15 protein-coding genes are annotated in these 14,009 nt (G+C 70.6%); 9 read left to right on the plus strand and 6 right to left on the minus strand.

All coding sequences use genetic code 11. From position 1 onward, the window contains the following. Positions 1–79 precede the first annotated feature (79 nt). Positions 80–316, minus strand: coding sequence for a hypothetical protein (locus tag AC07DS_RS14090; protein ID WP_479145301.1), 237 nt, complete (start codon positions 314–316; stop codon positions 80–82). Positions 317–474: 158 nt separating this feature from the next. On the opposite strand from AC07DS_RS14090, the gene AC07DS_RS14095 reads away from it, so the two are divergent. Continuing rightward, positions 475–1,380 (plus strand): oxygenase MpaB family protein, encoded by a 906-nt coding sequence (locus tag AC07DS_RS14095; RefSeq protein WP_479145058.1) that lies wholly within the window; start codon positions 475–477, stop codon positions 1,378–1,380. On the opposite strand, the gene AC07DS_RS14100 is transcribed toward AC07DS_RS14095, so the two are convergent. Next, positions 1,357–1,890, minus strand: a complete 534-nt coding sequence (locus AC07DS_RS14100) for a PadR family transcriptional regulator (protein ID WP_479145060.1) — start codon at positions 1,888–1,890, stop codon at positions 1,357–1,359. The genes AC07DS_RS14095 and AC07DS_RS14100 overlap by 24 nt on opposite strands. Before the next feature lie 113 nt (positions 1,891–2,003). Here AC07DS_RS14100 and AC07DS_RS14105 point away from each other — a divergent pair, with 113 nt between their 5' ends. Then, on the plus strand, positions 2,004–2,759 hold the full coding sequence (locus AC07DS_RS14105) for an alpha/beta fold hydrolase (RefSeq protein WP_479145063.1): 756 nt from the start codon (positions 2,004–2,006) through the stop codon (positions 2,757–2,759). A gap of 13 nt (positions 2,760–2,772) precedes the next feature. On the opposite strand, the gene AC07DS_RS14110 is transcribed toward AC07DS_RS14105, so the two are convergent. Continuing rightward, entirely contained in the window at positions 2,773–3,372 is a 600-nt protein-coding gene (locus AC07DS_RS14110; RefSeq protein ID WP_479145064.1) for a class I SAM-dependent methyltransferase, read from the minus strand. 152 nt (positions 3,373–3,524) lie between these two features. On the opposite strand from AC07DS_RS14110, the gene AC07DS_RS14115 reads away from it, so the two are divergent. From AC07DS_RS14115 to AC07DS_RS14135, 5 genes are all read left to right on the plus strand, one after another. Then, positions 3,525–4,298 carry an MHYT domain-containing protein gene (locus AC07DS_RS14115; protein WP_336112918.1) on the plus strand — a complete coding sequence of 258 codons (774 nt, stop codon included), beginning with the start codon at positions 3,525–3,527 and terminating at the stop codon, positions 4,296–4,298. Between the two features lie 48 nt (positions 4,299–4,346). Further along, positions 4,347–6,869, plus strand: coding sequence for a sensor histidine kinase (locus AC07DS_RS14120; RefSeq protein WP_479145066.1), 2,523 nt, complete (start codon positions 4,347–4,349; stop codon positions 6,867–6,869). Further along, a complete protein-coding gene (locus AC07DS_RS14125; RefSeq protein ID WP_479145068.1) occupies positions 6,866–7,303 on the plus strand; it encodes a roadblock/LC7 domain-containing protein in 438 nt (145 codons plus the stop codon). Before AC07DS_RS14120 ends, AC07DS_RS14125 begins: the two co-directional genes overlap by 4 nt. A 17-nt stretch (positions 7,304–7,320) precedes the next feature. Beyond that, a complete protein-coding gene (locus AC07DS_RS14130; RefSeq protein ID WP_479145070.1) occupies positions 7,321–7,734 on the plus strand; it encodes a DUF742 domain-containing protein in 414 nt (137 codons plus the stop codon). Positions 7,735–7,931: 197 nt separating this feature from the next. After that, complete coding sequence (locus tag AC07DS_RS14135; protein ID WP_479145303.1) at positions 7,932–8,534, plus strand: GTP-binding protein; 603 nt, start codon at positions 7,932–7,934, stop codon at positions 8,532–8,534. A gap of 3 nt (positions 8,535–8,537) precedes the next feature. On the opposite strand, the gene AC07DS_RS14140 is transcribed toward AC07DS_RS14135, so the two are convergent. Then, positions 8,538–8,966: a PPOX class F420-dependent oxidoreductase gene (locus AC07DS_RS14140; RefSeq protein ID WP_479145072.1), complete on the minus strand. Its 429-nt coding sequence runs from the start codon at positions 8,964–8,966 to the stop codon at positions 8,538–8,540. A gap of 92 nt (positions 8,967–9,058) precedes the next feature. On the opposite strand from AC07DS_RS14140, the gene AC07DS_RS14145 reads away from it, so the two are divergent. Together AC07DS_RS14145 and AC07DS_RS14150 are read left to right on the plus strand one after the other, a co-directional pair. After that, entirely contained in the window at positions 9,059–9,472 is a 414-nt protein-coding gene (locus AC07DS_RS14145; RefSeq protein ID WP_145880073.1) for a roadblock/LC7 domain-containing protein, read from the plus strand. Between the two features lie 122 nt (positions 9,473–9,594). Next, positions 9,595–10,524 carry a DUF6397 family protein gene (locus tag AC07DS_RS14150; protein ID WP_479145074.1) on the plus strand — a complete coding sequence of 310 codons (930 nt, stop codon included), beginning with the start codon at positions 9,595–9,597 and terminating at the stop codon, positions 10,522–10,524. A 9-nt stretch (positions 10,525–10,533) separates the two neighbouring features. Here AC07DS_RS14150 and AC07DS_RS14155 read toward each other — a convergent pair whose 3' ends face one another. Beyond that, the gene (locus AC07DS_RS14155) at positions 10,534–11,400 is read right to left on the minus strand and encodes an acyl-CoA thioesterase (protein ID WP_479145076.1); all 867 of its coding nucleotides are present in this window, start codon (positions 11,398–11,400) and stop codon (positions 10,534–10,536) included. A gap of 19 nt (positions 11,401–11,419) precedes the next feature. Next, positions 11,420–13,933 (minus strand): DEAD/DEAH box helicase, encoded by a 2,514-nt coding sequence (locus tag AC07DS_RS14160; RefSeq protein WP_336112923.1) that lies wholly within the window; start codon positions 13,931–13,933, stop codon positions 11,420–11,422. Between the last annotated feature and the right edge of the window lie 76 nt (positions 13,934–14,009).

Genomic DNA, 14,009 nt, shown 5'->3' on the forward strand with positions numbered 1-14,009 from the left:
TCACGACTCCGCACACCACGCGGAGCTGCAGGTTTCCACCTGGACAGGGGCGAAATGACCACCGTCGGGGTCCACCTTTTCAGGCTGCCGGCAGCCCGAGGAGGTCGCGGGCCACCGCCCCGGGCGACGCGTCGCGCTCCCGGGCGAGCGCGATGACAGCCCGGCACGCCAGCTCGTTCACCCCGAACGACAGCGCCTCGGGAGACACCCATGCCGCAGCCTCGTCGATCCGGTCCTGATCGTCCTCCGTGCAGGCCGCCACATAGGCGGCCGCCGCTTCGAACAAGTTGTGTGCACGCCGGTCCCGTGCGTCCACCGCCCCCGCGTGCGAGGAGGAACGAAATCCTGCGGCGTACTTCCGTATCACGTCGAACACGTGCCCCACCTTCCCCCTGAACGGGGTCGTCACCGATCGCTCATTTGCTCCTGTTCAGCGTAGAGTTGGAGCTTCGGCGACAGAAGGGGGACGGCACGGTGAAGCGCTTCGAGCGGCTCGAGCAGATCCTTCGCATGGATCCGGTGGCGGACGCTCTCGCGATCTACCGGCTCAGCGTGGCGTTCGAATTCCCCTGGGACTACACGCGCGCCCTGGAGCTGGCTCTCTACCGCACCTACGCCGTACCCGGCATCGGGCGGCTGCTGGCGCAGACCGCGGAGCTGACCGAGCGCACCCAGAAGCGCTACGACGACACCGTGCTGCTCCTCGATGCCGTGGTGGAGCACGGCTTCACCGCCGACGAGGGCCGTACCGCGATCCGCCGCATCAACCAGATGCACCGCAGCTACGACATCAGCGACGACGACATGCGCTACGTGCTGTCCACCTTCGTGGTGGTGCCCAGGCGCTGGATCGACATCTACGGCTGGCGTCGCCTGTCCCGGCACGAGGTCGTCGCCACCACCGAGTACTACCGCACCCTCGGCCGGCACATGGGCATCCCCGGCATCCCCGAGACCTACGAGGAGTTCGAAGCGCTCCTCGACTCCTACGAAGAGGCGCACTTCGCCTGGGACGCGCAGGGCCGGCGGGTCTCCGACGCCACGCTCGACCTGATGGCGTCCTGGTACCCGCGCCCGCTGGCACCGCTGCTGCGCACGGCCACCCTCGCTCTCCTCGACGAGCCGCTGCTGCGCGCCTTCCACTACAGGTCGCCGAGCGCGTCCACGACCTCGCTCGTGCGTCGCGCGGTGCGCACGCGTGGCCGGCTGGTCCGGCTGATGCCGCCGCGCCGCACACCGCACTTCGCGCGGCAGAACCGGGAGATCAAGGGCTATCCGAACGGCTACCGGACGGCCGACCTGGGCACCCGTCCGGTCCCGGGCACGGGTGGCTGCCCGGTGCGGCACCTGGACACCTCAGCGGCCGACGGTCTCCAGTGAGGCGAGGGTCTCGCGCAGCCAGGCGAGTTCGGCGCGGCTCGTGGCACGCGCGATCTTGAGCACCCCGCGTCGGAACGGGTCGTCCAGTTCCTCGGCGGCCAGCGGCCGGTCGCCGTCGTAGAAGAAGCTCGCCGGTTCCTCCAGGAAGGACAGCCGGCGCCTTAGCACGACCGCCTGGGCTGCCGGGTCGTCCAGGTGACGCAGGAACGCGAGCAGCGTGAACCAGTGGTTCTCGTCGGTGATCTCGCGCTGGCCGGGGTCGGCGAGGCGGCGGCGCAGCTCCTGCCTGCCCTCCTCGGTGAGCGTCAGGACATGACGCGGCGCGGCCACGGCACCGGGCTCGGTGGCCCGTGCCAGCAGGCCCGCCTTCTCCAGTCGCTTGATCGCCGGGTAGAGCGTGCTCTCGGCGACGGGCCGCACGTGCCCGGTGAGCGCGGCGATGTGCTTGCGCAGGACGTAGCCGTGCAGCGGGGCGTCGTACAGGAATCCGAGGATGGCGAGTTCCAGCATGCCCGCATTCTCTCGTACACCCGCTGTACAGCGAGCCCTTAATATTGTGTTGCCGCTATACATCGGTTCCGATGTATCTTGGGTGCAAGTCGCAGGCATCAGGGAGGGGCACCGTGAAGCAGGCCGAATTCGACGGCAGCGGGAGCCGGATCCGGTGGACGGAGGTACCCGGTGAGGGGCCCGCGCGTGTGTACCTGCACGGACTCGGATCGGTTTCCTCCGTGTACCACGCGCACATCGCGGCGAGCCCCGAACTCGTCGGCAGGCGCAGCCTGTTCGTGGATCTTCCGGGGCACGGCATCAGTGACCGGCCCGGGCATTTCGGCTACACGCTCGAGGAGAACGCCGGCGCCGTGGCGGCCGCACTGGACCAGGCCGGCGTCACCGGTGCCGAGTTGATCGCGCACAGCATGGGAGGTGCCGTCGCCATCGTGCTCGCGCACCGGCGGCCCGGCCTCGTCTCCCGGCTGGTCCTCACGGAGGCCAATCTGGACGCCTTCCCGCCGCAGACGGCGGCGAGCAGCGGCATCGCCGCGTACGGGGAGGACGAGTTCGTCGAGGAGCAGTACGCGCGCGTGCTGGACGCCGTGGGCCCGCTGTGGGCGGCCACGATGCGGCTGGCCGATCCGCGTGCGCTGCACCGCAGTGCGGTCGGCCTGCGGCGCGGCTCGGACCCCGTGATGCGCACCCTGCTGGAAGGGCTGGCGATCGACCGCGTCTACCTTCAGGGCGAGCGCAGCGGCGAACTCCCGGGCAGGCAGGACCTGGAAGCCGCCGGGGTCCGCGTGGTGACGGTGCCCGGCGCCGGGCACAACATCATGTTCGACAACCCGGAGGCCTTCGTCGCCACCGTGGCGGGGCGGATCTGATCCGCCACGGCCGTCAGCCCTCGCGCACCGCCAGGGCGAGGAAACGGACGTCCTCGTCGACGTACGACGTCATGCGCCATCCCGAGCGGGCCAGGAGGGGGCCGAGATTGGCCTCGGCCCGCAGGTCGTCGGGGGTGATCTGCCGCCCCTGACGCGCCGCCAGGGCCGCCCGGCCGATGGGATGGAACAGTGCGAGCGTGCCGCCCGGCCGCACCACGCGGACCAGCTCCCGCAGGTTCTCGGAGGGCTTGGGGAGATGTGCGATCAGGCCCGCCGCGAACACGGCGTCCATCGAACCCGACCGCAGAGGGAGTGCGGCGACGTCCGCGAGCAGCAGCCGCCCCTCCTGGTGCCGCCCGGCCCGCGCGGCGGCCCGGAGCATCGCGGGGGTCAGATCGACCCCGGCCACCACTCCGGACGGCCCGACGGCGGCACGCAAGGGCGCAAGGGCGCGTCCGGTGCCGCAACCGGCGTCGAGCACGCGGTCACCCTGGCGCAGGTCGAGGTTCGCGACGGCGGCCGCGTAGGCGGGACCGTCGTCGGGGAACCTGCTGTCCCAGTCGGCGGCGCGGGCGGTGAAGAACTCCTGGACATGCGTGTGGTCGTCGCTCATGCCCCGCATGATTCCTCACCGACACGGGGGACACGCCTGCGCGCATGTTCGAGCTGGACGCGATCGTTCCATCGCCTCTCTGTGTCAGATTCCAACACCTTTCGAAATGCGCCCCCTTCGTGCGCCCCTGCCCCGACTAGCGTCCCGGGGCCATGGGACACCTGGACCACGCAGCCTTCGGCTGGCTGACCCCCGCGCTGTCGTACGTGATGGCCTGCATAGGCGCCGCACTGGGACTGCGCTGCACCGTGCGCGCGCTGGCCACCACAGGCCGGTCGCGCCGCAACTGGCTCGTCACCGCCGCCTCCGCGATCGGGACGGGCATCTGGACCATGCACTTCGTGGCCATGCTCGGCTTCCGCGTCAGCGGCACCGACATCCGGTACGACGTGCCGCTGACCATCCTGAGTCTCGTCGTCGCCATGGTCGTCGTCTGTGCCGGCGTCTTCGCCGTCGGATACGGCAAGGACCGCAACCGGGCGCTCTTCCTCGGAGGGCTCACCACCGGGCTGGGCGTCGCCAGCATGCACTACCTGGGCATGGCCGCGGTACGGCTGCACGGCCAAGTGCGCTACGACCCCGTCCTCGTCGGACTCTCGGTCCTGATCGCCGTCGTGGCGGCGACCGCGGCCCTGTGGGCGGGGCTCAACATCAAGTCTCCCCTCGCGGTCACCCTCGCCTCCCTCGTCATGGGGGCGGCGGTCAGCAGCATGCACTACACCGGGATGTTCGCGGTGAGTGTGCGTGTCACCCCCTCCGGCGAGGTTCTGCCCGGGGCCACGGCGATGCAGTTCATCTTCCCCCTCGCCGTCGGCCTCGGGTCCTATCTGTTCCTCACCTCGGCCTTCGTCGCCCTCTCGCCCACGGCCGGCGAGCGCGAGGCGTCCGCCTCGGCCCAGCGGCCCGTTCAGAGCGTCGCCCGCTAGCGGGAGCCCGGCCCCGAGGCCCCGACCCACGTCCCGAGCGAGGAGGCCATGCGCCCACCCCGTAGCACCCCCAGAGCCGGCACCCCGGCGCAATCCCCGCCCCCGCCGCGCGGCCGCCGTGCGCACGCCGGACCACCGGCCGACGAGGAGGCGGGCGGGCCCCTCGACACGCTGCCGGAGAACATACCCTCGCGTACCGGCCGTTGGCGCATGCGCGCCCGTACGGTGCGTGCCAAGGTGGTCTGCCTGCTGATGGTGCCCGTCGTCTCGTTGCTCGCCCTGTGGGCGTACGCCACCGTCAGCACGGTCCAGGACGTCGCCCGGCTGCGGCAGTCCCAGCGGGTCGACGCCGAACTGCGCACCCCGGTGGCCGCAGCCGTCGCCGCACTGCAGACCGAACGGGCCGCGGCCGTTCGGTACGCTGCCGACCCGGGCGCGGGGCGCGGCGACGACCTCGAAGGCCTCGCCGCCCGTACCGACCGTGCGGTGGCCAAGTTGCGGCTCGGCCATGACGACACCGTCGCCGACAGCCAGGAACTGCCCGCCGGAGTCCGCGGACGCCTCGAGGACTTCGTCGCCGGCGCCGGGCATCTGCGCGCACTGCGCACCGCCGTACTCGACCACGAGGCCGGCTGGAGCCAGGTGTACGCCCAGTACACGAACACCATCGGCACGGCCTTCACGGTGGACGGCGCCCTCACCGGTGTGCAGCAGGCCGACGTGGGCTCCGACGCGCGCGTGCTGCTCGAATTCTCCCGTGCTACCGAGGCGCTGGCCCAGGAGGACGCGATCCTCGGCAGCGCCCGCCCGGGCGCCGGTCTGCAGGGCGAACGGCTGCGGCTGTTCGGCGCGGCCGTCGCCACACACCGCAGCTTCTCCGAGGCGGCCGTGGCCGACCTGCCCGGGGCCCAGCGCGCCGCCTGGCGCGAGCTGGCCGGCAGCAGTGCCTATACCGGCCTCACCACCACTGAAGACAAGATCGTCGCCGCCGGCTCCGGTGCCAAGGCGGTCGACACGGCACCGGCGAGCGCCTGGAACACCGCCCACACGCGCGTACAGGACGCGATGCGGACCATCCAGGCGGACACCGGCCGCGCCGTCGCGGGCCGCGCCGACCCGTTCACACGCGGCTTCCTCAGCCCCGCCGGCGCCGCGGTGCTTTTCGGCCTCGCCGCCGTCGCCGCCTCGCTCGTCATCTCCGTCCGTATCGGGCGAGCTCTCGTGGTCGAGCTGGTCAGTCTGCGCAATGACGCTCTGGAGATCGCCCGCCGCAAACTCCCCGAGGCGATGCGGAGACTGCGCGCCGGCGAGGAGATCGACATTCAGGCCGAGGCGCCCGCCGGACCACCCGCCGAGGACGAGACCGGCCAGGTCGCCGAGGCCCTGACCACCGTCCACCGCGCCGCCCTGCACGCAGCGGTCGAGCGCGCCGAACTCGCCAGCGGCATCTCCGGAGTCTTCGTGAACCTGGCCCGCCGCAGTCAGGTGCTCGTCCACCGTCAGCTCAGCCTCCTCGACAGCATGGAGCGGCGCTCCGACGACCCCGACGAGCTGAGCGACCTCTTCCGCCTCGACCACCTCACCACCCGGATGCGGCGCCATGCCGAGAGCCTGATCATTCTCTCCGGAGCCGCACCCGGCCGGGCCTGGCGCATGCCGGTGTCGCTCACGAACGTCGTACGCGCGGCCGTCTCCGAGATCGAGGACTACGCGCGCGTAGAGGTGCGCCAGCTCCCCGAGGCGTCCGTCATCGGCACGGCGGTCGCCGACGTCACCCACCTGCTCGCCGAACTCGTCGAGAACGCCGCCCAGTTCTCGCCGCCCCACACACGCGTGCGCGTCACCGGAGAACCCGTCGGCAACGGCTACGCTCTCGAAGTCGAGGACCGGGGCCTCGGCATGGGCGCCGACACTCTCACGGAGGCCAACCGGCGGATCGAACAGTCGGAAGCGCTGGACCTGTTCGACAGCGACCGCCTCGGACTGTTCGTGGTCAGCAGGCTGGCCGCCCGGCACGGCATCAAGGTGCACCTGCGCACCTCCCCCTACGGAGGGACCACCGCTGTCGTCCTGGTGCCCACCGCCCTGTTGCACACTCGCGCCGCCGAACGCCCCGCCCAGGAGAAGGAACCGGCACGACCCGAGCAGTCGCGCGAGTACGCGCCCGTGCCCGACGCGCCCGCGCCGCCCGCCGAGGTCACCGCGCAGACCGGCCGGCCCGCCCTCGCGGCCGGCGGCCCGATTCCAGCGCCGCCCGCGCACGAACCCCCGCCCCCCGGAGTCGCCACCTTGAGGCTGCACCGCCCTGCGAACGACTCCGAATCCTCCGACGACCTTCCACGTCGCGTGCGCCAGGCGAGTCTCGCGCCGCAACTGCGCCGTCAGCGCTCCGAAGAGACGGCGTCGGAACCCGACCCGCGCGGTGACGACCGGCGCACCCCCGAACTCGTACGGGACCGCATGGCGGCCTACCGCGCGGGCTGGGCACGCGGCGGCGGCAGGCAACCCGGCCGCGGCGCCGCCCCGGAACCCGAAACGGGCAGTGACAGCACTGAAGGAGACCCGGCATGATCCAGGACCCGAGTATGAGTGCCGCCCAGCGATCCGGTGAACTCGACTGGCTGCTGGACGACCTGGTGATGCGGGTGAGCGAGGTACGGCACGCCGTCGTGCTGTCCAACGACGGCTTGGCCGTCGGCGCCTCCACCGCCCTCGCGCGGGAGGACGCGGAGCATCTCGCGGCCGTGGCCTCCGGCTTCAACAGCCTCGCCAAAGGTGCGGGACGGCACTTCGGGGCGGGCGGCGTGCGCCAGACCATGGTGGAGATGGACGATGCCTTCCTGTTCGTGGCCGCGGCCGGCGAAGGCTCCTGCCTCGCGGTGCTCACAGCCGTCACCGCCGACATCGGCCTGGTCGCCTACGAGATGGCACGACTCGTCAAGCGCGTGGGCGAGCACCTCTACACGGCGCCCCGTCTCGCCGCCCGGCCACCCGCCGCGGGATGAGCCGGAGGGCGGCACGCATGACCGAGAACCCGAGCGGCGGCCGACGCGAGCAGGGCAGCCAGTGGTACGACGGCGAGGCCGGGCCCCTGGTCCGCCCCTACGCCATGACCGGCGGACGCACCCAGTCCGGCCCCACCGGGGTGCGCTTCGACCTGATCGCCCTCGTCACCCTCGACCCCGCCGCACCCGCGGTGGACGACGACTCCCTGCTCGGCCCCGAACACCGCGCCCTGGTCGACCTGTGCCGCATCGAGACGCAGTCGGTCGCCGAACTCGCTGCCGACGCGGACCTTCCGGTGGGCGTGGTCAGGGTGCTTCTCGGTGATCTCCTGGAACTGGGCTGCGTCACCGTCAGCCGCCCGGTGCCCCCGGCCCACCTGCCGGACGAACGCATTCTCCGTGAGGTCATCGAGGGGCTGCGGGCGCTGTAGATGAATGTTCAGAGTTCGACGGGCGCCTCACGGCATTCTGTTCCGCTCGCGTTCCGGAACCGACCGGGCGCCAAACGGTCAAATCAGGCGTGTTCCGGTCCGATCCTCCGGGTGGATGCCGGAGTTGTCATGATGCTGGCTTCCTGTTCCGAGCAGTCCGACACCGACCGCAGCAGGCCCTCCCGAGAGAAGTGATGATGGTCTCCGAGCACTCCGACGCCGCCGGCGACATGTCCGCCCTGGCACTGAAGATACTGGTCGCCGGCGGCTTCGGTGTCGGCAAGACGACCCTCGTCGGGGCCGTCAGCGAGATCCGCCCACTGCGCACCGAGGAACTGCTCAGCGAAGCCGGCCAGCTCGTGGACGACACCGACGGCGTGGACCAGAAGGTCACCACGACCGTCGCGATGGACTTCGGGCGCATCACCATCCGCTCCGGCCTCTCCCTGTACCTGTTCGGCACGCCGGGGCAGGACCGCTTCTGGTTCCTGTGGGACGAACTGGCACAGGGAGCCCTCGGAGCCGTGGTCCTCGCCGACACCCGCCGCCTGGAGGACTGCTTCCCGGCCGTCGACTACTTCGAGCACCGGCACATCCCGTTCGTCGTGGCCGTCAACTGCTTCGCCGGAGCGCGCAGCTACGGCGCCCACGACGTCTCCCGGGCGCTGGACCTGGACCGGGGAACCCCCGTGGTCCTGTGCGACGCGCGCGACCGGGACTCCGGCAAGGAGGTGCTGATCCGCCTCGTCGAGTACGCCGGGCGGATGCACACCGCCCGACTCCTCGACTCGGTGGGCTGAGCCTCAGCCGGTCAGATCCTTCAGCGCCACCACCTTTTCCACGGCCACCCGGACCAGCAGCTCGCCGGGGACTCCGTTGCGGGCGCCGAATTCCTCCGAGTGCTCCTCACCCACGTACCGGGCGGCGATGCGGGTGGCCCAAAGACGCAACTCGTCGAGTTCCTCCGACAGGCGGGCGCGCCCCTGCAGCACCACGAAGTGGAACGGCGGCCGCTCGTCGTCCACGCACAGGGCGATCCGTCCGTCACGGGCGAGATTGCGCCCTTTCACGGTGTCCTTACCGGTGTTGAAGACCACGTCGTCCCCGTCGAGCAGGAACCAGACAGGGGCCACATGTGGGCTCCCATCGGCGCTGACGGTGGAGAGCTTGCCGGTTCGGGTGCCGTACGAGACGAACGCCCGCCATTCCTCATCGGTCATCTTCTGTGCCATACGCCCATCCTGCTTGCTCGCGGGCCGGTCGTGGGGAAGGCTGGCGAACAGTTCCTCCAGCCAGGGGGAGACGTCACACGGGGAGACGGAACATGGCGCAGAACCAGGGACTCGGCTGGCTCCTGGACGATCTGACCGGGCGGGTGGACCATGTGCGGCACGCGCTGATCCTGTCCAACGACGGGCTGGTCACGGGAGCGAGCACCGGCCTTCGCCGCGAGGATGCCGAGCATCTGGCCGCGGTCGCGTCCGGGCTGCACAGCCTGGCGAAGGGATCGGGGCGCCACTTCGGCGCGGGCAGGGTGCGGCAGACGATGATCGAGTACGACGACGCCGTGCTGTTCGTGACCGCCGCCGGTACCGGCAGCTGTCTGTGCGTGCTCAGCGGTGCCGAGGCCGACATCGGTCAGATCGCCTACGAGATGACCCTGCTCGTCAACCGGGTCGGCGAACACCTCGGAGTGGATGCCCGGCATCCCGATCGCGCTCCACTGTCAGATCTCTGACCTGCGTCTTCGTCTCGTGCCGTGGAGTTGTCCACAGGCCCGCCACGATGTGCGCCGATCCGGCTACGGTGTGTGCACGGCGAACGCACAGGGCGTGAGCCACTCCACGGGGGAGTACGACCATGCCGGGAAGCACCTTCGTCCCCGCCCGCACCGTCACCTGCACCCGGAGCCGAGCGGCTCGTGAACTGGGGCTCAGGCGTCGCGAGTTCGATCTCGCCGTCCATCTCGGCCGCATCCGGACCGTGCCCGACGAGGGCGGAGGCGGAGGTCGCCGGGTCGAAAGGACCGAGATCGACCGGCTGTGCACCCAGGACGGCTTTCCTGACACGCTCCGTGAGCGCCTGCGCCTCGTGGGTACGGCGGAGGGTGCCGCGCTCATGGACATCCCCGCGGGCAGGTTCACTCGACTTGCCCGACTGGGGCTGCTGGTGCCCGTGCGCTTTTATCTGAACCGCTATCGAGCCGTGGTCTGGCTCTATCTGGCAGAGGAACTGCGGCAGTTCGCGGCCGGGGCGGAGAACGCACACCTGCTCAGTGGGCGTACGCCCGAGAGCCTCAGGGGCCAACTGGCGGCCGGTGTCGACCTTCGGGCCCGCAACTGGCGGGGGCGGCAACTCGGTTTTCTGACGAGGCAGTCCGAGGGCTCCTGGGCGCGTGCCGGGGTGGTGGCCGCCTTCCTTCCGCCCACCGACGTCGCGGACGTGGTCAAGGACCCCTATGAGCGCGCCCAGCTGAACCGCTTCCGGCCCGCCCCGCTCGACCACGGAGCGCCGGGATCGCCTTCCGCGCATCTCGCCGAGCAGCTGATGACGGCGCAGGACCCGGACGAGATCGGCTGGCTGCGCAGCGACCTGCGGCACGCGGTGGAGCAGGCACGCACCCACGCGCCGGCCCCGCGCCCGGCCGCACGGCACACCACCGTGCCCCCGCCACGATCGGCCCCGCCGACCACACCCGGGGACCATGACTCCCGGCCGGAGCCGCCGCGACCGACCCGCGGGCTGCGGGCGTGGCTCCGCCGCAGAAACCCCCGGCCCGCGGGGGTCTGATCCGCCGCGCTACAGGGCCCGGAACAGACCCTCCTGGACGACCGAGACGAGCAGCCGCCCCTGCAGGTCGTAGATGCGCCCGCGGGCCAGACCGCGCCCGCCGGTGGCGATCGGGGACTCCTGGTCGTACAGGAACCACTCGTCCGCGCGGAACGGCCGGTGGAACCACATGGCGTGGTCCAGCGAGGCCATGTCGAAGTTCCGAGCGGCCCACAGGGGTTCGATCGGGATGCGGACCGCGTCCAGAAGGGTCATGTCGCTGGCGTAGGTCAGTGCGCACGTGTGCACCAGCGGATCGTCACCGAGCGGGCCGACTGCGCGCATCCACACGGCGCTGCGCGGCTCGCACCCTTCGATCTCCTCGGCGTGCCAGCGCAGCCGGTCGACGTAACGGATGTCGAAGGGCTGGCGGCGCGCCATCCGCTCCAACTGCTCAGGCAGCGCGCCCAGATGCTTGCGGATCTCCTCGGTCACCGTCGGCAGGGACTCCGGGTCCGGCACCTCACGGACCGGTGGCAGCTGGTGCTCGAACGGTCCTTCCTCAGGCTTGTGAAAGGAGGCGGTCAGATTGAAGATCGTGCGGCCCTGTTGCACGGCCGTGACCCGGCGCGTCGTGAACGACCGGCCGTCGCGGACCCGTTCCACCTGGTACACGATGGGCACCCCCGGCCGGCCCGGGCGCAGGAAGTACGCGTGCAGCGAGTGCACCGGGCGTTCGCCGTCCGTGGTGCGCCCGGCGGCGACCAGTGCCTGGCCCGCCACCTGGCCGCCGAAGACCCGTTGCAGGGACTCCTGCGGGCTTCGGCCACGGAAGATGTTGACCTCGATCTGCTCCAGGTCGAGCAGATCGACCAGTCTCTCGGCCGGGTTCGTCATCGGTGGGAGTCTCCTGTGGTCAGAGCTGGCCGACATCGGTGACGCGCACGACGGCACGGCCCTCGGCGTCGGAGGCGGCCAGGTCGATCTCCGCGCTGATGCCCCAGTCGTGGTCGCCGTTCGGGTCGTCGAAGATCTGGCGGACGCGCCAGAGACCGTTCTCCGGCTCCTCCTTGATGACCAGGAGCTTGGGGCCGCGGGCGTCGGGGCCGGTGCCGAGGTCCTCGTACTCGTCCCAGTACTTGTCCATCGCCTCGCCCCACGCCTCCGCGTCCCAGCCGGCCTCGGCGTCCATCTCGCCCAGATCGTCGACCTGGTCGAGGGCGGCCAGCTCCACGCGGCGGAACATGGCGTTGCGGACCAGGACCCGGAAGGCGCGGGCGTTCGTCGTGACCGGCTTGACCTCGTCGGCCTTCTCCTGGGCCTGCTCGGCGGTCATCTCCTCCGGGTTGGCCAGCTGCTCCCACTCGTCGAGCAGGCTGGAGTCCACCTGGCGCACCATCTCGCCGAGCCACTCGATCAGGTCCTGGAGATCCTCGGACTTCAGATCGTCCGGGATGGTGTGGTCGAGGGTCTTGTAGGCGCTGGCGAGGTAGCGCAGCACGATGCCCTCGGTGCGGGCCAGTTCGTAGAAGGACACCAGCTCGGTGAAGGACATCGCCCGTTCGTACATGTCCCGGATGACGGACTTGGGCGACAGCGGGTGGTCGCCGACCCACGGGTGGCTCTTGCGGTAGGTGTTGTACGCGTGGAAGAGCAGCTCTTCCAGCGGCTTCGGGTACGAGATGTCCTGGAGACGCTCCATGCGCTCCTCGTACTCGACGCCGTCGGCCTTCATCGCGGCCACGGCCTCGCCGCGAGCCTTGTTCTGCTGGGCGACGAGGATCTGCCGGGGGTCGTCCAGCGTGGACTCGACCACGGACACCATGTCGAGGGCGTACGACGGCGAATCGGGGTCGAGCAGTTCGAAGGAGGCGAGCGCGAACGTGGACAGCGGCTGGTTGAGGGCGAAGTCCTGCTGGAGGTCGACCGTGAGCCGTACGATGCGGCCCTCGGCGTCCGGCTTGTCGAGCTTCTCCACGATCCCGCCGTCCAGCAGCGAGCGGTAGATCGCGATCGCCCGCCGGATGTGCCGCAGCTGCTGCCTCCGCGGCTCGTGGTTGTCCTCCAGGAGGTGGCGCATCGCCTCGAAGGCGTTGCCGGGGCGGGCGATCACCGACAGCAGCATCGTGTGGGTCACCCGGAACCGCGAGGTGAGCGGCTCGGGTTCGGACGCGATCAGCTTCTCGAAGGTGTTCTCCGTCCAGCCGACGAAGCCCTCCGGAGCCTTCTTGCGCACCACCTTGCGGCGCTTCTTCGGATCGTCACCGGCCTTGGCGAGGGCCTTCTCGTTCTCGATGACGTGCTCGGGTGCCTGCGCCACGACGAGTCCCGCCGTGTCGAAACCGGCCCGGCCGGCCCGGCCGGCGATCTGGTGGAACTCGCGGGCCCGCAGCGTGCGCACCCGGCTGCCGTCGTACTTGGTCAGCGCGGTGAACAGCACCGTCCGGATGGGTACGTTGACACCCACGCCGAGCGTGTCCGTGCCGCAGATGACCTTGAGCAGGCCGGCCTGGGCGAGCTTCTCCACCAGGCGCCGGTACTTGGGCAGCATGCCGGCGTGGTGGACGCCGATGCCGTGCCGGACGTAACGGGAGAGGTTGCGGCCGAACTTGGTGGTGAAGCGGAAGTTGCCGATCAGCTCGGCGATCTGGTCCTTCTCCTCGCGCGAGCACATGTTGATGCTCATCAGCGCCTGCGCCCGCTCCACGGCCTGCGCCTGGGTGAAGTGGACGATGTACACGGGGGCCTGCTTGCTCTCCAGCAGATCGGTGAGCGTCTCGGTGAGCGGGGTGAGCTGGTACTCGTAGGAGAGGGGCACCGGGCGGGTGGCCGAGCGGACCACCGCGGTGGGGCGGCCGGTCCGGCGGGCGAGGTCCTTCTCGAAGAACGACACATCGCCCAAAGTTGCCGACATCAGGATGAACTGGGCCTGCGGGAGCTCCAGCAGCGGGATCTGCCAGGCCCAGCCGCGGTCACCCTCCGCGTAGAAGTGGAACTCGTCCATCACGACCTGGCCGACGTCCGCGTTCTTGCCGTCGCGCAGCGCGATCGACGCCAGCACCTCGGCGGTGCAGCAGATCACGGGCGCGTCGGCGTTCACCGAGGCGTCGCCGGTGAGCATGCCGACGTTCTCGGTGCCGAAGAGCTTGCACAGCTCGAAGAACTTCTCCGACACCAGCGCCTTGATCGGAGCCGTGTAGAAGGTGACCTCGTCCCGGGCCAGCGCGGCGAAGTGCGCGCCCGCAGCGATCATGCTCTTGCCGGAGCCGGTGGGCGTCGAGACGATCACGTTCGCCCCGGAGACCGCCTCGATCAGCGCCTCCTCCTGGTGGGGGTAGAGCGTGAGACCGCGCTCCAGCGCCCACGACTCGAAGGCTTCGTACAGGGCGTCGGGGTCGGCGGTCGGCGGCAGCTGATCGATGAGGGTCACGCACCCATCTTGCCTGGCCTTCTCCCCGAGAGGGGAATCGGCTGCGAGTACGAAGATCATGGCCGCTACGCTGTGT

Source organism: Streptomyces sp. NPDC044064, assembly GCF_056434245.1.

What these genes read in the sequence shown, in the direction of transcription:
- AC07DS_RS14100 (WP_479145060.1), bottom strand. Translation starts at nt 1,890, where the DNA reads ATGCTGGAACTCGCCATCCTCGGATTCCTGTACGACGCCCCGCTGCAC.
- AC07DS_RS14110 (WP_479145064.1), bottom strand. Translation starts at nt 3,372, where the DNA reads ATGAGCGACGACCACACGCATGTCCAGGAGTTCTTCACCGCCCGCGCC.
- AC07DS_RS14115 (WP_336112918.1), top strand. Translation starts at nt 3,525, where the DNA reads ATGGGACACCTGGACCACGCAGCCTTCGGCTGGCTGACCCCCGCGCTG.
- AC07DS_RS14120 (WP_479145066.1), top strand. Translation starts at nt 4,347, where the DNA reads ATGCGCCCACCCCGTAGCACCCCCAGAGCCGGCACCCCGGCGCAATCC.
- AC07DS_RS14125 (WP_479145068.1), top strand. Translation starts at nt 6,866, where the DNA reads ATGATCCAGGACCCGAGTATGAGTGCCGCCCAGCGATCCGGTGAACTC.
- AC07DS_RS14130 (WP_479145070.1), top strand. Translation starts at nt 7,321, where the DNA reads ATGACCGAGAACCCGAGCGGCGGCCGACGCGAGCAGGGCAGCCAGTGG.
- AC07DS_RS14135 (WP_479145303.1), top strand. Translation starts at nt 7,932, where the DNA reads ATGGTCTCCGAGCACTCCGACGCCGCCGGCGACATGTCCGCCCTGGCA.
- AC07DS_RS14140 (WP_479145072.1), bottom strand. Translation starts at nt 8,966, where the DNA reads ATGGCACAGAAGATGACCGATGAGGAATGGCGGGCGTTCGTCTCGTAC.
- AC07DS_RS14145 (WP_145880073.1), top strand. Translation starts at nt 9,059, where the DNA reads ATGGCGCAGAACCAGGGACTCGGCTGGCTCCTGGACGATCTGACCGGG.
- AC07DS_RS14150 (WP_479145074.1), top strand. Translation starts at nt 9,595, where the DNA reads ATGCCGGGAAGCACCTTCGTCCCCGCCCGCACCGTCACCTGCACCCGG.
- AC07DS_RS14155 (WP_479145076.1), bottom strand. Translation starts at nt 11,400, where the DNA reads ATGACGAACCCGGCCGAGAGACTGGTCGATCTGCTCGACCTGGAGCAG.